Below are 20,678 nucleotides of genomic sequence, written 5' to 3'. Positions count from 1 at the left end.
GCGGGTCATTAGCTCAGTTGGTAGAGCAGTTGACTTTTAATCAATTGGTCGATGGTTCAAATCCATCATGACCCACCATCTTTTATTCATTATGAATAACAGCATGGCTCATCGGCGGATTTACGCAGTGTGATTAACAGCATCAAATGTTAAGCAGGCATATCAGAGCGGGTCATTAGCTCAGTTGGTAGAGCAGTTGACTTTTAATCAATTGGTCGATGGTTCAAATCCATCATGACCCACCATCCTGATATTTTTACTGCGATAAGTTTATTCCCACGCCTCGTTTCAAGATTTTTGTATTTCACACATAAAATGCTTTTCAATCAAAAATTATCTATCTCTTAAATATAAATGCTTTAATCAAATCGGTATTACCGAGCACCACTGTTATTTAGTTTTATATTCTCGTATAATTCACTCTATAAATGCACTGTAGATTAAGTGGTCGAGAAATGAGTTTAGCTCAAACTATTATGCCTGAAGGTTATATCTTTCCTCCTAAACCAGCTCCATTGAATAATGAAGAGCAAGCGCAATACAAAGCACGTATCAAACAATTGCTGATTGATAAAAATGCGGTATTGGTTGCCCATTATTATACTGATCCTGAAATTCAAGCCCTTGCTGAAGAAACCGGTGGTTGTGTTGCTGATTCGCTAGAAATGGCGCGTTTTGGCGCCAAGCACGATGCCGACATGATCATTGTAGCGGGCGTGCGCTTTATGGGGGAAACAGCAAAAATACTGACACCTAATAAAACCGTTGTTATGCCAACATTGGCTGCCACATGTTCGCTCGATATTGGTTGCCCAATTGATGAGTTTTCAGCGTTTTGTGATCAGCACCCTGATCGAAAAGTTGTTGTGTATGCAAATACCTCTACTGCTGTTAAAGCACGTGCAGATTGGATTGTTACCTCATCGTGTGCACTTGAGATTGTTGAACACCTTGATGAAATGGGTGAGAAAATTATTTGGGGCCCAGATAAACACCTAGGCGCGTATATTCAAAAGAATACTGGCGCAGATATGATCATGTGGAATGGCGCATGTATTGTTCATGATGAGTTCAAAACAAAAGCACTAAAGGACATGAAAGCGCTTTATCCTGATGCAGGCGTATTAGTTCACCCAGAATCTCCGTCCGAAATTGTAGACCTAGCAGATGCTGTTGGCTCAACGAGTCAGCTGATAAAAGCAGCACAAACAATGGATAATAAAAAGTTCATTGTTGCAACAGACCGCGGTATTTTTTATAAAATGCAGCAGTTATGCCCAGATAAAGAATTTGTAGCCGCACCAACAGCAGGTGAGGGCGCAACCTGTAAAAGTTGTGCACATTGCCCATGGATGGCAATGAACGGCCTTAAAGCGATTGAGGAAGCATTACTAGATGCAACAGGTAAAGAAGTATTTGTAGATATGCAGCTACGTGAGGGCGCACTTAAGTCGCTTAATCGTATGCTCGACTTCTCAGCTTCACTACAACGTTAAGCCAAGTTAAACAGAAAAGGCCGCTGATATCACTATTAGCGGCCTTTTTGTTTGTTTACTAGGCAGTTAAAGCACAAATAAGAAAAACACCTTGCACCACTGGACGCTATTTCATACTATTACGCCGCGTTACCAAATGGTAACCTGCGGAGGGATGGCTGAGTGGCTGAAGGCGCACGCCTGGAAAGTGTGTTTAGGTTTATCCCTAACGAGGGTTCGAATCCCTCTTCCTCCGCCACTATTCAATATTAGGACGCCTCATGGCGTCCTTTTTTGTGCCAGTTTAAATGCTTTCGTGGTAAATATGAGTTACAACTTACTGGCTTTAGGGTCAAGCTAGTGAGTTTAAACACTCATTCGGTGCTAAATTTATCCTGTAGGCTTTAAAAGCGTTTAGGATAAATTTCTACCGTAATTATAGGCTGTAGGAATTTAAAACTAATCAATACAGATAACTTGATTACGTCCAGATTCTTTAGCCTTATAAAGAGCGAGATCGGCTTGCTTAACGAGATCCTTATAGTCGCTTTGGTGCTGATATTCAGACACACCTAAAGAGACTGTTACAGTGAGCGTGTGTGTTTTATGAGTAAGCTTAATATCACTTATTGCCAAACGAAGTTTTTCAGCTAAGTGGCTAGCTTGCTGTTTATTCGTTTCAGGTAAGAATATCAAAAACTCTTCTCCTCCCCAACGAGCTACTTTATCCATACTAGAAAGTGTTTTGAGTGTAATTATTGTGTAAAGGCTTTACGAAGAGGTTTATTGAACTGTCATTAATTGAAAAGCAGTAGTATAAATTAATCGTACAAAGCGGCTTGTTGCCGCTTATGTTTATAACGTTAAGAGATTAATAACGTTTTTTAGGTGCTTTTAGCTGTGAGTCAAACTCATCAGGGAATAAGATGGTGCCGTCATCGTCTTCCGTTGGGAATACGGCAATCAACAAATCATCTTCTTCAAGGCCCGGTGTCCAACGAGTACGCCAATCTTGCAGATTAATAGCTTTAGCTGTACAGTTTTCCCATTCGCCTGTTGCCCAAGCTTCAGCATAAATACGTTCCGGCCAAACTGGTACGCAATCATCGTCTTCATTTGCTAACATTACGCAGCCATCGTCGTCGTTTAAAATCCATATTTGCTTGTATTCTTGAACGGTTTCAAACATAAACGCCAGTCGTTTTTTTGCTCCTAGATTCAGGGTCAACTCGAACTTTTCATTTGCAGCGGCGGTTGCATCATTCATATATAAATTCACTTTTGATTGGCTTGGTTATGTATTAAGTATATTGACTAATATGACAACGTGTCGATCAGTCAACATTTTATTTAATGGCATTGAAAATATCATCTGCAAGTAATGCTAATGCATCGGCATCGCGATTAGTTAAAGCATAAGTTCTTAATCCGTATAAACTCATTGCAAAAAAACGTGCAAGTTGTTGAGCGCTTCGCACATTTTGGATCTCATTTTGACTTTTTGCACGAGAAAATTGCTGGGTAAGGGCATTTTCATAAGCATTTAAATTGGCACTAAGTACCTCATTAATTTGTGCATCTTGACCTTCAACTTCGCTAATGCTTTTAGTGAGCAAGCAAACTTTCATGGCATCGCCAGTGATACATTCGCTGACGATAGAGTCTATATAGCATCTTAAATTGGGTAATACCGGTTGGGTAGGGCAAAAAAGCGCGGTAAATTGTTCGTTACGATCGGTTTGGTATTGTTCAATTGCAGCTAAAAAAATGCCTTTTTTATTACCAAACGCAGCATACAATGAGCCCGGATGCAGTAATGTTACCTGGGTTAACTTTTGCATACTGGTTTTGGCATAGCCAAATTGCATAAACGCAAGCATGGCTTGACGCAATACAAATTCGCGGTCAAATTCGGCGACTCTCATGGCACTCTCATTTACTATTAATGAGCATAGTTTACTTAATCTTGAACAAATATTCAAAAAAGGGTTGAATATTTATGTGCACGCCCTTATCTTGAATGTACACTCAAGATAAGGATTAACAATAATGACGACTGAATTACTGCTTCCGTTTAAACTAAACAGCACAATAGAATTAAAAAACCGTATATTAATGGCGCCACTAACGCGTTGTATGGCAGATGAAAACTTAGTACCAACTCAAGCTATGGTTGAATATTACGCACGCCGTGCCGAAGCTGGTTTGATTATCAGCGAGGCGACTATTATTCGCCCTGACGCACAAGGCTACCCAAATACACCGGGGTTATTTACAAGTGAACAAATTCAAGGTTGGCAAAAAGTAACTGATGCTGTGCATGCAAATGGCGGTAAAATTTTTGCTCAGCTTTGGCATGTTGGCCGTGTGGCACATCCGCATTTTTTTGATGGAGAAGTGCTAGCCCCATCTGCAATTGGTATTGAAGGGTCTGTACCACGAATGCGTGAACTGACGTATCAAACTCCAAAAGCAGCGACGTCTGAAGATATTCAATCATTGATAGCAGATTATGCAAAGGCCGCTGAAAATGCAGTTGAAGCTGGATTTGACGGTGTAGAGATACATGGTGCGAATGGTTATTTGATTGATCAGTTTTTACATTATGCGGCCAATGAGCGTGAAGACGAATACGGTCAAACACCAGAGAATATGTCGCGTTTTGCGCTTGACGTTGTTGATGCAGTTATAAGTGCTATAGGGACAGATAAAACGGCATTACGTTTATCGCCGGGAGCTTACTTTAATATGAGTGAAGATAATCGCGATAAAGCAGTATTTGATTATTTGTTAGCGCAATTAAACACGCGCCAGTTAGCTTATTTACATGGTGGTATTTTCGACGATAGCATGCGTTTTGCAAGTCTTGAAGATATGACAACATCTGAGTACCTTAGAGCTAATTATAGTGGCACATTGGTTGGTGTTGGTAGCTATAGCTTCGAGAGTGCAAAAGATGCGATTGAAGAAAATAGATTTGATCTCATCGCAATCGGGCGTCCGTTTATAGCTAATCCAGACTACGTCAGTAGAATTTCTCAAGGTAAAGAGTTGGTTGCATATGATGATGCAATGCTAGCAGAACTAATATAAACATTTTGGCGTAACGAAGGTTACGCTACCTTAATACAAAATGATGATTTTACACGTGTGAAATCAATCATTCGCCTTTTTTTTATTAAATACTTTATACTCTCTTTAATAACCAGTTTAGAGAACGTAAATTGTTGGCTATAAAGCACATTAATGGCGTATTTACGCAGTTTGCTCATTCACGCTATATATTATCATTGCGCGAAGCGTTTATTGCGTTGCTCCCATATTTTGTGTGTTCTGCATTAGCCATTTTAGTGCTTAATGTTGCGGTAAATTTTTCGTTCATAACATCAGCCGACTTTATCTACAAGACGGTACAGCAAAGCTCTCTCGTTATTTTAACCTTATTTCCTGTTATGGTTGTTATTTCTGTTGGTTACCATCTTTCTAAAAACCTAGGTAACAGCGCCGTTGTTGGTAGTATATTAGGACTGGTCACATTTTCCATTCATAGTGATTTTTTAATTTTTTCAGATGGTATTTTTACGGTAGATGGTACTGGTGCCTCAGCTTATGCGGTGTTGGTTCCTTCATTAAGCAGTTATTTATTGATGCTAGGGCGTAGGTTTATACCTATGTCATTTTTTGATTTACCACTACTGAGTGAGTTTTTAAAAGAAAAACTGTTACTTATTTTACCTTTTGCATTTGCTTTTTTCGCATTATTTTTGATCCTCCCAATCATAGAAAGCGTTTTGCATTTCGTCGTAGTATATTTAGTCCCAGTGGATAGCCAAAGTAGTGTGGCGTTACAACTATTTAACCGAATGCTTATAATACATGGCTTTTGGTTCTTCGGTGTGCATGGTGACAATGTGTATTCTATGATGTTTGAACAAACATTTATTAGCAAAGATATTTTCCCAGGCTTGTCGGCACAAACCTTTTACGATACTTTTGTGTTGATTGGTGGCACTGGAGGTTTTATAGGATTAATTGTTGCCTCATTCTTTTTGGCCAAGGGGAGTCATGAAAAGAATATAGCGCGCATATCACTCCCTTTTTCATTGTTTAATTTTTGCGAAATAATTTTATTTGCGCTACCAATTTTTTTAAATCCATTGTTACTGATCCCGTTTATTTTAGTCCCTTGTTTTAACTTTGTGGTTAGCTATGCAATGATTTCAGCGGGCGCGGTGGGTTACCAAGATGTCAGTATTAGCTGGATGACACCCACTATAATCAATGGCAGTATGGTCGGTACAGATCTGGTTGCGCCTATTTTACAAGTATTTTTAATTATCTGTAACGCATGTATTTATTACCCATTTTTACGTTTAAGCAGTGAGCGAAATAACTACCAATTAGCGTTTAATAAATTGAGTAGTAAACTTAATATGAGTGAACGCTTTGCGGCTAAATCTGAGCAACGCTTTATAGAGCAGCAACGCCAAAGTAGTGTTTCTTCTGCGCATTTAACACACGTTTTAAATACCATATCACAGTCACGCTTAGCGCTTTATTATCAGCCTCAAATAGATATACAAACAGGTCATGTAAATGGCTACGAAGGATTATTAAGATTAATAAAAAGAGATGGTTCGATCACCGGGCCTTACTTTCTAGAGACGCTAGTCGCACATAAACAAACAGACATAATAGACCGTTGGGTGATTGAGCAAGCCCACCGAGATTTAATGCAATGGAGCAATGTTGGGTTTAAACCAACAATTAGTATTAACGTTAATCCAGACGTATTAACGAATAAATCTATGATCAATAAAATATGTGATTTATTTATCGATTTTCCTGATCAACTAAAAATTGAAATCGTTGAATCTAGCTATTTAACTCAGCAAACACTTGTAACAGAACATATTGAAAAGCTGAGGGAAAATAATATAGAAACGGTACTTGATGATTTTGGTACAGGTTATTCAAGCTTATCTATGCTTGCTAATCTTCCTGTGAAGCATGTAAAACTAGATAGGCAATTTTTATTACAATGTGAGCAACCCGCAGGGCGAGTGTTATATCAACAAGTGACTCAGATATTTGCAAAGCTTGGCTTTTCTGTTGTTGCAGAAGGGATTGAAACAGAAGCTGAGTTAGCGTGGGTTAAAAGTTTAGGGATCGAAACTGCACAAGGGTGGTTATACGCCCCCGCATTACCTAAAAATGAGGCTCAGCATTTTGTGCCAAAGCCGATTGAATAGGGCGTGTTTATTTTTGAAGTAGAATTTCAGCTCTGTGTTTGGTTTTTACTTAAGCAACTTGATTGTAAACTTTACGCAGCGATGCAATCGCTCCTAGATTGAAGCAGTTTTAAGAATTAAAGCTCAAAACGGCCCACCTTCTTTATTTATGCCATAAATAAGACACACTAGTTTCATTTTTTCGTAAGATAAACGCCCCTTTTTTGTCATCAAGCATCGCCATACTGTTCCCGCATACACAATAACAATTGCAAATGGGACAATAATGCGCACTCTTACTAAAAAAACATCTCTTAGCTTGGCACTTGCTTTAGCTTTTTCTTCAATGGGTTATGCAAATGAGGCTGAGATTGAAGAGATCACCGTCGTCGCAAAACCGACCAGTTATGCCAATAATGTAATTGAACCTGCTATGCTAGAGCAGCAAAGCTCAGTATCAAGCGTTTTGTCAGTGATTGATAATTTGCCGGGGATCAGCATTAACGAAGGCGATGCATTCGGTGGTGATGATTGGTCAACCACGATCACAATGCGTGGCTTTAGTATTGACGGAAACCAACAACAATTGGGTATGACGATTGATGGTATTCCAAATGGTGGGTCTAATTATGGTGGTGGTGCAAAAGCGAACCGTTACCTTGATAGCGAAAACTTAGCGACAGTAGAAGTCGGCCAAGGGACGTCAGATATTGCCTCGGCGTCATTAGAAGCGCTAGGCGGTACGTTTAATTTTGTGAGTAAAGATCCAACCCTTGAGCGCAATACGACTTTTGCTTATACGCAAGGAGATCACAATGCGACGCGCTTTTATATAAAGCATGACACAGGGACCTTGTTCGATAATACCCAAGCTTACGCTAGTTATTCACAAACAAATACCAGCCGCTGGATAGGTGATGGCAGCAATGGTGGTAAAGATAACCAGCACGGCGAAATAAAGTTTGTATCAAACTTTTCAGCACTGACAGTGACAGGGCGTTTATCTTACGACGATGTAAGTGAAACAAACTATAACAGTGTGAGTTTAAAGCAATTTGCACAGACACCAGATTGGGATCAATTAACGTGGAATTGGACCGGTGTGCCGCATTTTGATCAAATGTTTGCAGAAGGTTGGGGCACATTACGTGAAAACACTTTAGGGTATGTAAAGTTTGAATATGCCATTTCACCGTCGTCATTACTCACAGTTAGCCCGTATTATCATAAAAACTCGGGACGCGGTGATTGGATCCCGCCTTATTTAACATCCCCTGTTGATACTGATGGTAAGCCAACAACACAAGGCGGTAAAAATGCTGGGTCATACGGTTTTGCAGACAGTCAAGGTAACCCACTCACACCTGATGCAAACTGCAAAGAGACGCTAAGCTGGCCATGGGATTCAGGCACGGGTTTAAACCCTGCTTGTTATCCAGATACGGCCACACCTGTCATGTCATATCGACACACTCATTACAATAAAGACCGTTTAGGTCTTACTGCTGATTACAAGTTGACTTTGGGTATGCACGATATTGAAGCAGGTATATGGTTTGAGCAAACTGATCGTGATGAATCGCGTGATTGGCATAAAGTGATTGACGCGCGTATTTATCATCATTTTGATAGCACACCTTACTGGACTCAGTATAAAAATACTTTTGAAACAGATACTTTCAAGTGGTACATCCAAGACGCAATGACGGTGGGTGATTTCACATTTAATATTGGTGCCAAACAATATTTAGTCGAACTGCAGAAGTATGATCATTTTGAAGCAGTACGATCAGATAAAATAAACAGCGATTCAGATGTATTATTTAGTGCCGGCGCATTGTATCAACTAAACAATAGCACAGAGTTATTTGCAAGTTTTAGTGAGAATTTCTCGGCAATTAAAGACGGTGTACTTGAACGTGATGGTTCAACGCTAAATGAAATCAAACCAGAGACGGCCGAGAATATTGATTTTGGCGTGCGTTACAACGCGGATCGCTTAAGTTTAACTGCAACGGCTTATTCAATCGCATTTGATAATCGTATTACTTTTATAGCACCTGGTAGCGGTAGTGATGGCATCGATTACACAGTAGGAACGAATGGCTCATACATTAATGTTGGCGGCATTGACTCACAAGGTGTTGAGTTATCTGCAAGCTATATGCTGACAAATGAGTGGAACATTTATACCTCTTACACTAGTAATAGCTCAGAATACGCATCGCATGATCCAAGTGCTTATGATGCAAACGGGGTGATCCTTAAAGATGAAGATGGTAATGATGTGTCGCCAAGCTTTAAAAAAGGGGACGATGTAATTGATTCGCCAAGTGATATGTTTGTAATCTCTACAGACTACTACAGTGGGGATTTTCGTTTTGGTATATCAGCTAAGTACACGGGTGAACGCTTAGGTGCATTTTTAAATGAGCAAACTCGTGCTCGTAACAACGTTGATGGTTACACAGTACTAGATATCAATGCAGGCTATGCGGCAGACGTTAATGCAGGGCCATTTAAATCGATAGATATTGCTTTTGCTGTGACTAACGTGACTGATAAACAGTACTTATCTGGTGGTACAGGTAATGGCTCTACGTACTTTATTGGCGCACCGCGAACTGCAGCGCTGACATTTACAGCAACATTTTAATACCTAAATTCAAGATAATAAGAAACCCATCAATGATGGGTTTTTCTATAAGGAATAATATGAAACGTATCATATCGCTGTATTTGTTCATTGTATGCGTTGTTGTCAGTAAGGGGATCTGCGCCAGTGATAATGTCGTGCTGGTAACGCTTGATGGTGTGCGCTGGCAAGAAGTGTTTAATGGCGCAGATGAAAAGCTCATCAACAATACTGATTTTGTTAAAAATCCAGAGCAATTAAATAAAATGTTTTGGCACAAAGAGCCTCGTATTCGCCAAAAATTGTTAATGCCATTCATTACCCAGCAGGTTGCTAAACAAGGGGTGATCATCGGTGATAGAAATAATGGCTCGAGGATGTCGGTCGCTAACCCATGGTATTTTTCATACCCTGGGTATAACGAAATTCTAACTGGGAGTGTTGACGAAGAGATCAACAGTAACGATAAAGTTGTCAATCCTAATAAAACAATTTTAGAGTTATTACATCACCAACCTAAATATAAAAACAAAACGGCCTTATTTGGTAGCTGGGATGTATTTCCGTTTATTGTCAATGCAAAGCGCAGTGGTGTTTATGTTAATGCTGGGTTTATGCCAATTGACGATGATTTATTTGCTGACGCAGCCCTATTAAATGCGTTACAAAAAGAGATCCCAAGTCCATGGCACAATGTACGATTAGATAGCTTTACGTATCGTTTTGCTAAAGCTTACATGCTGGCTAAAAAACCAAAACTATTGGTGATTAGTTTAGGTGAAACGGATGATTTTGCGCACGATGGTCATTATGATCACTATCTAAAATCTGCAAAGCAAAGTGATGCGTTTATACAGGATTTATGGCAAACCATTCAGTCAACCCCAGGCTATCAAAACAATACAACGCTTATTATTACCACAGATCATGGTCGTGGCAGTAACGCTAATGATTGGCAACATCACAGTTCAAAACAAGCAATGGCGCAATCTGAGCAAGGTAAAAAAGCATTTCCTGAAGGAATTGTTGGTTCAGAACACATTTGGCTTGCAGCCATAGGCCCAGATATTAAACGCCAAGGGTTATTAAAAACCACAACGCAGCTTAAGCAAAAACAAATAGCAGCCACAATTTTAAAAGTGCTTGGCCAAAACCCGTATCGTATAAACCCAACTATGGCAGATGCAATTGATGAGGTATTAAAATGAAGCAACTAGCTAAGGCGGTTGTGTTGCTGAGTGTATTTATGAGTTTTACAGTATTGAGTAATACGGCAAAGCTAGTAATGCAAAACACACCACAAAAAATATTGTTTGGTTCGTGTGGGCATCAAGACAAAGACATTCCTATTTTTGATGCTATTAATAAAGAAGAGGGAGATCTTTTTATTTTTTTAGGTGATAACATTTATGGTGATACTAACGACATGACAGTATTAGCCGATAAATACCAGCGATTAGGCGCAAAATCAGGGTTTAAAACCTTAACAGCTAAAACGCCGATAATAGCCATGTGGGACGATCATGATTACGGGCAAAATGATGCAGGTAAAGAATACCCGCACAAAGAAGCATCTCGTCAAATCATGCTTGATTTTTGGCAAGAGCCAGCAGGTTCAAAACGCCGAACACGCCCTGACGGGATTTATACATCGTATATGTACGGCGCAGGGGATCAAACAATTCAGGTTATCATGCCAGATTTACGTTGGAACCGTGATACGTTAAACCATGTTAGTGAACTTGAATATTACACAAAGCGTAAATTAGCCAATCAAGGACCTTACAGTCCTTCGACAGTTAAAAATGCATCTATGCTTGGCGAAACACAATGGCAATGGCTTGAGAAGGAGCTAATAAAGCCCGCGAAGATAAAAATAATAGCCTCAAGTTTGCAGCTTTTACCTGATTTTACAGGGTGGGAGTCATGGGCTAATTTTCCAAACGACCGCGCGCGTTTATTTACGTTGATTAAAAAGCATAAAGTAAATGGTGTGATCATCATCAGTGGCGACACCCACTGGGGAGAGATATCTCAATATACCGAGCAACTAGATTACCCGTTAACTGAAATGACCAGCTCAGGGTTAACAGAAAAATGGAAAGATGTGAGCCCAAATAAACACCGCGTTGGGGATTATACACACGAAGTAAATTACGGCGATTTAAGTATTGATTGGCTAAAAGCTGATCCCGTTATTTCGCTGAGCTTAAAAGGTATTGAGGGCAAAGTGATAATGCAAAGTCAATTTTCATTGTCGAGTATTAGCCCTTATAAATAAGTAAGTTCGCACAGTGCGACAATGCTCTGTGCGTTTAAATTTAAAGCTAACCACCTGATTTATTAATGCCAATTTGCGACAATGGCTACCCCTGTAATTGAAAATATCTTACACTGTTTTTATCTCAAGCAAGGACAGTGTCGCAATGCTAAATATTATTCAATCTAATCGTATGGAAGCACTCCAAGCGCAGTTTCATCACCTTTTAAGCGTTAACCCATTACAAAGCCCATTCGATAAAGAAGTGGTGTTGGTGCAATCGCCGGGTATGTCGCAGTGGCTTAAAATTGGCTTAAGCGAAAGTTTAGGAGTGGCGGCACAGGTAGACTTTCCGCTGCCGTCGAGTTTTATTTGGCAGTTGTATCAGCAATTATTGCCTAATGTACCAAAAGAGTCGGCTTTTAATAAGCCAAACCTTGCGTGGAAGCTGTTTGCCATTTTACCTAATTGCATAGATGAGCCATTATATTTACCGCTCAAAACCTATTTAGAAGGTGACATGGATGGTCAAAAAACCTTTGCCTTATGCGAAAAAATAGCCGATGTGTATGACCAATACTTAATGTATCGACCGCACTGGATTGCCACATGGGATAGTGGTAAAGATGAGCTTGACGATGTTGATGTCGGTATCGCGCCGTGGCAGCCTGATCTGTGGCGTAAAATTGTTGCGCAAAGCAAAGCGCTTGATCAAAGCCAATTTCATCGTGCGAATATGCAGGGACAGTTACTAGCCGCGCTTGAAAAAATGGACAGCCGTTTATTACCAAAGCGGATTAGCTTATTTGGTATTTCTGCAATTGCCAGTTCACAGCTCGACGTGTTTGATGCATTGAGTAAAAAAACCGAGGTTTTTTTATTCTTCTTTAATCCCAGTGAGCATTACTGGGGCGATATTATTGATGAAAAAACGGCGGCAAAAATTGCAGCTAAATATGCAAAAATGCCCCTGCTCGAAGCACAGCAAAAAAAGCATACCCAACCAGATGAAGATTATTATTTTATCGGCAACCCCTTGCTATCATCGTGGGGAAAGCTGGGTCGCGATTATTTTGAGCAACTCATTCAACGCGATGCCCGTTGGATAGATGGCTTTATAGACGTATTTGACAACACCTTACTTGGGCAAGTACAAAGTGAAATTTACCAGCTCGCATTTAAAGGTGAATCGCTCACTGATAATAAAGCGTGGTTTATAAACAACGAAGGTAAGTTGCCCGTTAGCACCAGCGACACCAGTATAACATTGAGTGATTGTCACACCCCGCTCAGAGAAGTTGAGCGACTGCACGATTATCTGCTTAATTTATTTAGTCAAAACCCTGCGCTGACACCAAAAGATATCATTGTAATGATGCCTGATGTAGGCACTTATAGCCCCTACATTGAAGCTGTATTTGGTGGCGCACAAGGTAGCCGATTTATTCCATATGCGCTTGCCGATTTAGCCATAGAGCAAGAAAAACCCGTACTCAGTTCATTTGCCAGTTTAGCTAATTTACCGTTTTCGCGCTTTGGCGTGTCAGATATTCTAGATTTATTACAAGTAACTCAAATAGCTGAAAAGTTCGCTGTCGAGCCGCATGAGTATGAGCAAATTCAATATTGGCTTGAGCGAGTAGGAGTGAAATGGGGGATTGATGCGCAGCACAAACACAGCTTTGACTTGCCAGCTATTGATTTAAATACCTGGCAACATGGCCTAAATCGCTTATTACTGGGTATTGCACAGCGAGATGAACAGTGCCCATTTAATGGAATATACAGTGCTGATGAAGTCGAAGGCATGGCGCTGGATACACTTAATAAATTAGTGCACTTTATTGATGTACTTCAGCGTTTTAAAGTATTACTTACCCCTGATGATACATTAACCAACAAAGCCCATATTCTTAATGAATTGCTCGCGAGTATTTACGAAAGTGAAAGTGACGACAGCTGGGATTTACTGGTGTTACAAAGTGTTCTTGAGTCATTGCAAAAGCACCATGAAAATGGTGATTACACGAACAATGTTTCGCAGCGGATAGTGAGCTACTTAATTAAGCAAGGCATACAAGAAAAAGGCGTAGGCCAGCGGTTTTTAGTAGGCCAAGTAAACTTTTGTACATTAATGCCGATGCGGGCTGTGCCTTTTAAAGTGGTGTGCATGTTAGGGTTAAATGACGCCGACTACCCGCGGTCAGTGCAACCGATTGGTTTTGATTTAGTACCTTACTCTAAAAAGCAAAAAGGTGACCGATCACGTAAATTGGATGATCGCTACCTGTTTTTAGAAGCGTTACTGAGCGCCCGCGATAATTTATATATGAGCTATATTGGTCGTTCGTGTTTTGATAACCAACCACGTATGCCATCAACCTTGGTCAGCGAGCTGTTAGAGTACATAGGCCGTAGTTTTGAGTTTGACGAACCCTCAGCACACACATTGCCCGAGTGCTTGATCAGCAAACAGCATTTACAGCCATTTAATAGTCAGTATTATCAAGTGAATGCTGTTGGTGATGAAAATGCAGGCAAGAGTGTACTGTCAAATCACAGCTATAATCCTGTATGGCTACCAGCCCAAGCAATTGCGCAACAGCCCGTTACAGCGCTTGATATTAGCCCGCCTGATGTGCTTGAACTGGACGCGTTTATTCGCAGTGTTTGTAACGCCCAAGAGAGTTTTTACCAACAAAGCTTAGGCCTGCGTTTACCGCAATTTAACGAAGTTGCCAAAGACGAAGAACCGTTTAGTTTAGATGCGTTAAGACGGTACTTTTATTTAGATGAAATACTCGAAGCCGCGATCTTTGAACAACCCCTGTGCCGTGAGCAAATATTGCAACGCGGTGAATTACCGCAAGCAAATGTGGGGGAGCTAATTTTTGAAAGCATGCAGCATCGTGTTGACGCACTTGCAGGACAGGTTAAAGAGCACATTAAAGGCGGAAATAACGAACCTATTGAAGTCGCGCTCATTCTAAATAATGGCAATACAGCGACTCAGTTACAAGGGTGGCTCAATCATGTTTATCAGCAAAAACAGGTGTTTTATCGCAGTGCCAGTATTAAAGCCAAAGACTTAATAAAAGGCTTTATTTATCATCTTGTAGCACAGTGTATGGATCAAGGTGTTGAAACCCTTTTATTGGGGCTTGATAAACAAATTAGCTTTGCACCCATAGATAAAACCGACGCTTACCCATTATTGCAAGAGTGGTTTAGCTTGTATAGCGCACTGCGTAAAGAGCCCGTGGCGTTTTTTCCGGTCAGTGGTTATGAATACGTAAAAACAGGCGGCGATATTAACAAAGCAATCAGTAAGTTTAGCCCACAATACATAGGGCGCGGCGAGGGCGAAAACCCTTACATTCGCTTAACCACGCAGTCACTCACTGATTGCCAAGATGAATTTATACTTTGGAGCGATAAATTACTCGCCCCATTATTTGCACACGTAAAGGAGAGTGATTATGCAAGCGCTTAACCCACTCACAATGCCACTTGCCGGACAAAGCTTGATTGAAGCCAGTGCTGGTACTGGTAAAACCTACACAATCACAGGTTTATATTTACGCTATTTATTAGGAATGCAAATCGCGGATGACCCGCAATCTGCATTAAATACGCCTTTAAGTGTTGAGCAAATATTAGTAGTAACGTTTACTGATGCCGCCACCCAAGAAATAAAAGACCGAGTACGTTCACGTATTATCGCCGCCCGCGATGCATTACTTGGACAACACACCGATGACATGTTGATTAACGGTGTTATAGCCGTAATAGACGATAAACACCGCGCTTTTGATTTACTTGACGCTGCGGCTAAATCAATGGATGAGGCTGCCATATTTACCATTCATGGTTTTTGTCAGCGTATGTTAAAACAACATGCGTTTGAATCGGGGGTTGCTTTTAACCTAGAGTTTATTTTAGATGAACGCGACATATTACTTGAAACTATTAAAGATTTTTGGCGTGCGTTTGTGTATCCACTCAATAAAGAAAAAACGGATGCCATTTTAGACATATTTGCCGCACCTGAATCGTTATTTAGTCAAGTAGCAAGTTTGCTTAATAAAGGCAATGCGCAGATCACCCCGCAAATAAAATTGGATGATGTGTGGCAAGCCCGCGAACACTATTTAGCAAAAGTGCCTAGCTTTAAAAAAGCATGCCTTGAAAGTGAATTTATAAATGCTGTTAAAAGCTCTGGTTTAAGTGGCTCAAAAACCCCCGCTCGAAAAGGTAGCCTAGCCGCACTTGAAGCATTTTGTATTGGTGATGACGAATTTTTTGAATTTGGTACAAGCAAATACTCATTTGAGGTGTGGAGTACAGATAATTTAAGTGATGTAAGTAATTATAAAAAAAATCAGCCTTTGTTTTCCCACCCGTTATTGATCCAATTTGATCAATTAGCGGCGCTCAATAACACGATTAACTCAGGACTTGCCATTGCAATTGTTCAACATGCAGCAAGTTGGGTTAAAAAAGCCATTGTTAAACGTAAGCAAGAGCAAAGCGTTATTACCCCTGATGATTTACTAACAAATTTGCATGGCGCTCTAAATACAGAGCAGGGCGACGTACTGGCACAAAAAATTGCCCAGTTGTTCCCTGTCGCAATGATTGATGAGTTTCAAGATACGGATCCAATTCAGTATGGTATTTTTAGCCATATTTATGCGCAGGAAAATACCACATTTGCGATGATTGGCGACCCTAAACAAGCTATTTATGGCTTTAGGGGCGCAGATATTTTTACTTACATAGGCGCAAAACACGCTGTTGATGCACATCAGCAATTTACGTTAGGTACAAATTACCGTTCGAGCCACGATGTGGTCGAAAGTGTTAATCGTTTATTTAGTAAATACGATAATAGCTTTATTTATAATGACGCGATCCCGTTTAACCGTGTTGATGCACAAGGTAAGAAAGCTGAAAAATCATTTTTAATTGATGGACAACCAGCGACAGCATTTGAGTTTAGTGTATTTGTAGACACCGCTGCCGATGAAAAAAATAAACCGACTAACAAAGGGGTTGGGCAACATCACCTAGCGGCGCATTTTGCAAATAAAATAGTGTTGCTACTAACGCAGGCGCAAGAAGGGCGCGCATGCATAGGTAAAACGCCAATTACAGCCGCTGATATTTGTATTTTGGTGCGTGACCGTGTTGAAGCACAAATAATGAAAAAAGCACTAAGTGATGCCAAAATTGCTAGCGTGTACTTATCCCGTGAAAGTGTGTTTAGCCAAGAATTAAGCCATCATTTACTTAACTTTTTATCAGCGTTACATGGCCAGTATGATGAGTCACTTCTGCGAGGCGTGTTAGCAGGACCGCTATTTTGCCTAAGTTATAACGATATTTATGCATTGGCTGATGATGAAGCGCAATGGCAAGAGCACTTAAACTTTTTTGCGCAATTGAGTCTTATTTGGCACAAACAAGGCGCGATGGCGATGCTTGAACGGTTGTTAACGCATAATCAGCTCAGCGCCAAATGGCAAGGCTTAGGGTATAACGTTGAACGCTGGCTTACCGACTTTCGCCACTTAGGCGAAATACTTCAGCAAAAACAAATTGAGCTTGAAGGGACATTGCGTTTATTGCGCTGGTTTGCACAAAAGGTGAGTCAACAAGACGGTGAAGCGGTTCAAGTTCGTCTTGAAAGCGACGCTAATTTAGTAAAAATAGTCACTATGCATGCGTCAAAAGGGCTTGAATATCCACTGGTCTTTATGCCTTTTGCAAGCGGTTACCGCGAAACAAAAGACGCGCTTTATCATAAAGAGGGTCAACTCATTTATGATTTAAGTAAAAATGACGATGCGTTACAAGAAGCTGAAAAAGAGCGCCTAGCGGAAGATTTACGCTTGTTATATGTGGCATTAACACGCGCTGTTCATTGTTGTGCAATTGGTATGTACAACTTAGGGCAAGGGCAAAGCAGTCGTTTGGCCATTCAAAGTAGCTCATTAGGGCATGTACTATTTGCCGGGCTTGATATAACGAGCAGTTTAGTGTGGCGGACACATTTAAATGAGTTTTGCGAGCAAAATAGCGCGATGCACTATGCGCAATTTACCAGTGAAGAACTACAAACACAGGGCACACTGACGCTTTTATCAAGCGAGCTTGAAGGGCAAACACTTGAAGTAAACCATGTTCGTGCAACCATAGAGCGTGATTGGCGAGCAACCAGCTTTAGTGCATTGAGTTTTAAAAAGCATAGCGACCACATTGCTCCAGGGCGCAGTGATGAAGATCATGAAACAGACGACTTTGCATCGCAGCTACTTGATGCGCAAACTGAGATTCAATCACCGTATAGTTTTCCTAAAGGGGCAAAACCAGGTAGTTGTTTACATGAAATTTTTGAGCAAATTGATTTTACTAGCCCAGAGCAGCACCCGTTAAATGATGAGCAAGATTTAGCGCAAGTAGTCGCGCGCAGCTTAGATAAATACCATATTAGCGAGCAGTGGCAACATACCACTGAACAATGGATACTCAATGCGTTAAATTGCCCGCTTAACAACACTGGGTTAAGTTTAAGCACGTTGTCACCAAACCAATGTCTTGTAGAAATGGAGTTTAACTTACCGCTTAGTAGTTTAAGTGCAAAAAGTTTAAACGAGGTCCTCATTAAGTACTTTGGTTTTACCCAAAGCAGGCTTGATTTTTATCATGTAAAAGGGTTACTCAAAGGCTTTGTCGATTTAATTTTTTGCCATAACGAGCAGTATTATATTTTAGATTACAAATCAAATTACTTAGGCAGTGAACCCAGTGATTATGAGCAAGACTCGCTTGAGCAAGCGATGAGCAGCCACCAATACCATTTACAGTACTTAATATACACGGTGGCATTGCATCGACTCCTCAAACAGCGTATTGCCAATTATTCGATTGAAACGCATTTAGGCGGCGTATATTACACCTTCTTGCGAGGCATGAGTGACGGCAAAGGCGTGTATTTTAAAAAGCTTACAACCGAGCAAGTACTTATTCTTGATGGGCTTTTCAGTCAAGGTACGTTACAAGCTAATGTGAATAATCAAGTCGCCAGTGAAGGAGAGCAGCTATGATTCAACTGACTACTGAACGTTCAAGCGCTGAGGTGCAAACAGTCCCCCTACTTGATTACTTATTAGATGAAAACCGTATTCGTATGGTCGATATAAAACTGGCAGATTTACTGTGTGATGCGATACAAGAGCAGGGTAAAACAGATGCGTATTATCTTATTTTGTTATTGTGCTTATCTGGCCAAAGTCAGCACAGCTGCTTAGATCTAACAGGTATTGACTGGCGAAACCCATTTAATTTACGCCAAAGTGACTTTACCAAACTAGCGGGAACAATCCCTGATCGAGTCAGCCCATTTAGTGACGACTTCACTACAGAATCTGCTTTACAGTGCCTGCAAAATCATCAAAGTGTCGGCGATGATAAACCACTGAAATTACTTCAGCAGCGGCTATATTTTTCGCGTTTAGCTGGGTATGAACACACCTTAGCCTCACGTTTGCTAACACTGAGTGAACGTGAAATTGATATTGATAATCAGTCGCTTACTCGGCTACTCAGTGATTACTTTCCTATACAATCAGCACCCAAAGAGGGACTCGATTGGCAAAAAGTGGCCTGTGCAATGGCCGCTACCAAAGGCTTTAGTGTGATCACCGGCGGTCCTGGTACAGGTAAAACCACCACAGTCACCAAGCTACTGGCAATTTTACAATCGCTTTACCAAAGTGCGCCGCTGAGTATTAAGCTGGTGGCGCCCACAGGTAAAGCCGCCGCACGATTGAGCGAATCAATTTTAGGTGCAAAACAGCAGCTTAAAGATGTGATCCCCGCAGCTGTTGAGCCGCTTGTCCCTGAAAGCGCGCAAACAATTCACCGTTTGCTCGGCGTAAAACCTTTTACGAATAAATTTAGGCATAATAGGAAAAACCCTTTGCACTTAGATGTGTTGATCATTGATGAAGCGTCGATGGTTGATTTATCGCTAATGGCAAAGTTAATTGAAGCCTTACCAAATCACGCGCGCTTAATTTTACTAGGTGACAAAGATCAGTTAGCCTCCGTTGATACCGGCAGTGTTATGAGCGATTTATGCCAAGGTTTAGTGCTTGGTCAAACACCAAACTACTCACAAGCGCGCTGCGCTGAATTAAATAATGTGTGTTTTGATAACGAACCACAATTAACTGGTGGCAAGAGTGAATTTAAATTGGCCGATTGCATTGCATTTTTACAGCACAGCTATCGTTTTACAGCGCAAAGTGGCATTGGTCAGTTGGCTTTGGCTGTTAATACCAATAACAGCGGTAAGCTTAAGTATGTAGAACAGGAGATTAATAGTGGCCAGTTTAATGATGTGATTTTAGATTATGACATAGTCAGTAAACCTGTTGAAAAGCTAGTACAAAGCGCTGCCAGTAAATACGCTCATTACCTTACGCTGATAAAAGAGCAGGCAAGCCCTGTCGAGATCCATAAAGCATTTGCAAGTTATCAGCTTTTAGCCGCAGTGCGCGAGGGCGATTATGGTGTTAATACATTAAATCAGCGTATTGAAAAGCAACTACATCTCCAAGGTCAGATCAATGTACACCCAAATCAACGGCATTACGTGGGTATGCCCATTATGATTGCGCAAAATGACTACCAACTTAAGCTATTTAACGGCGATATTGGTATTTTACTTTTGGATGAAAGTGAGCAACTCAAAGCGGTATTTATTGATGAGCAAGGAAATCAACGCGCATTTTCACCTGCCAGACTCCCAGCCCACGATAAAGTATATGTAATGACGATTCATAAATCACAAGGATCTGAGTTTGCTTACACCGCCATGGTACTGCCGCCAGAGAACCAAGCCACAGCGGGTATTAACCGTCAACTAGTTTATACCGGCATCACCCGCGCTAAAAACACCTTCGAGCTGGTGGCCGACAAAAAAGTACTGCTCAAAGCCATGGCTAAATCAGTGAGTCGGGCATCAGGGTTGTATGAGCGGTTAAAGTAAAGCGGTAAATTTGGCTCGC

At 40.8% G+C, this 20,678-nt stretch carries 12 protein-coding genes and 3 tRNA genes; 12 read left to right on the top strand and 3 right to left on the bottom strand.

Annotated features, from left to right (window positions below; all coding sequences use genetic code 11):
• Positions 1-2: 2 nt before the first annotated feature.
• The 4 genes from HJP15_RS13115 (at position 3) to HJP15_RS13100 (ending at position 1,734) form a co-directional block, all read left to right on the top strand.
• Positions 3-78 (top strand) — tRNA-Lys (locus tag HJP15_RS13115).
• Between the two features lie 91 nt (positions 79-169).
• A tRNA-Lys gene (locus HJP15_RS13110) sits at positions 170-245 on the top strand.
• A 210-nt stretch (positions 246-455) separates the two neighbouring features.
• Positions 456-1,496, top strand: coding sequence for a quinolinate synthase NadA (gene nadA, locus HJP15_RS13105; RefSeq protein ID WP_054204780.1), 1,041 nt, complete (start codon positions 456-458; stop codon positions 1,494-1,496).
• 148 nt (positions 1,497-1,644) lie between these two features.
• Positions 1,645-1,734: transfer RNA gene (locus tag HJP15_RS13100), tRNA-Ser, on the top strand.
• 200 nt (positions 1,735-1,934) lie between these two features.
• Here HJP15_RS13100 and HJP15_RS13095 read toward each other — a convergent pair.
• From HJP15_RS13095 to HJP15_RS13085, 3 genes are all read right to left on the bottom strand, one after another.
• A complete protein-coding gene (locus tag HJP15_RS13095; protein ID WP_054204779.1) occupies positions 1,935-2,207 on the bottom strand; it encodes a GGDEF domain-containing protein in 273 nt (90 codons plus the stop codon).
• A 139-nt stretch (positions 2,208-2,346) separates the two neighbouring features.
• Positions 2,347-2,742 (bottom strand): DUF2750 domain-containing protein, encoded by a 396-nt coding sequence (locus HJP15_RS13090; protein ID WP_054204778.1) that lies wholly within the window; start codon positions 2,740-2,742, stop codon positions 2,347-2,349.
• A gap of 79 nt (positions 2,743-2,821) precedes the next feature.
• Positions 2,822-3,400, bottom strand: a complete 579-nt coding sequence (locus HJP15_RS13085; RefSeq protein ID WP_054204777.1) for a TetR/AcrR family transcriptional regulator — start codon at positions 3,398-3,400, stop codon at positions 2,822-2,824.
• Positions 3,401-3,524: 124 nt separating this feature from the next.
• Between HJP15_RS13085 and HJP15_RS13080 the strand changes: the two genes are divergently transcribed.
• The 8 genes from HJP15_RS13080 (at position 3,525) to recD (ending at position 20,659) form a co-directional block, all read left to right on the top strand.
• Entirely contained in the window at positions 3,525-4,568 is a 1,044-nt protein-coding gene (locus HJP15_RS13080) for an alkene reductase (protein WP_170173951.1), read from the top strand.
• A gap of 131 nt (positions 4,569-4,699) precedes the next feature.
• Entirely contained in the window at positions 4,700-6,727 is a 2,028-nt protein-coding gene (locus HJP15_RS13075; protein ID WP_249365861.1) for an EAL domain-containing protein, read from the top strand.
• Between the two features lie 265 nt (positions 6,728-6,992).
• Positions 6,993-9,362, top strand: coding sequence for a TonB-dependent receptor domain-containing protein (locus HJP15_RS13070; RefSeq protein ID WP_170173950.1), 2,370 nt, complete (start codon positions 6,993-6,995; stop codon positions 9,360-9,362).
• 59 nt (positions 9,363-9,421) lie between these two features.
• Complete coding sequence (locus HJP15_RS13065; RefSeq protein WP_170173949.1) at positions 9,422-10,549, top strand: alkaline phosphatase family protein; 1,128 nt, start codon at positions 9,422-9,424, stop codon at positions 10,547-10,549.
• Positions 10,550-10,587: 38 nt separating this feature from the next.
• The gene (locus tag HJP15_RS13060; RefSeq protein WP_405632065.1) at positions 10,588-11,622 is read left to right on the top strand and encodes an alkaline phosphatase D family protein; all 1,035 of its coding nucleotides are present in this window, start codon (positions 10,588-10,590) and stop codon (positions 11,620-11,622) included.
• A 145-nt stretch (positions 11,623-11,767) separates the two neighbouring features.
• Positions 11,768-15,094, top strand: coding sequence for an exodeoxyribonuclease V subunit gamma (recC, locus tag HJP15_RS13055; RefSeq protein ID WP_170173948.1), 3,327 nt, complete (start codon positions 11,768-11,770; stop codon positions 15,092-15,094).
• Positions 15,081-18,710, top strand: a complete 3,630-nt coding sequence (recB, locus tag HJP15_RS13050; protein WP_170173947.1) for an exodeoxyribonuclease V subunit beta — start codon at positions 15,081-15,083, stop codon at positions 18,708-18,710. Before recC ends, recB begins: the two co-directional genes overlap by 14 nt.
• Entirely contained in the window at positions 18,707-20,659 is a 1,953-nt protein-coding gene (gene recD / locus HJP15_RS13045; protein ID WP_170173946.1) for an exodeoxyribonuclease V subunit alpha, read from the top strand. Before recB ends, recD begins: the two co-directional genes overlap by 4 nt.
• Positions 20,660-20,678: the final 19 nt, after the last annotated feature.

Source organism: Pseudoalteromonas sp. NEC-BIFX-2020_002 (assembly GCF_013002825.1).
GTDB lineage: Bacteria > Pseudomonadota > Gammaproteobacteria > Enterobacterales > Alteromonadaceae > Pseudoalteromonas > Pseudoalteromonas neustonica.
Note: the sequence above shows the minus strand (reverse complement) of the source record. Positions and strands in the feature narration are given on the sequence as shown.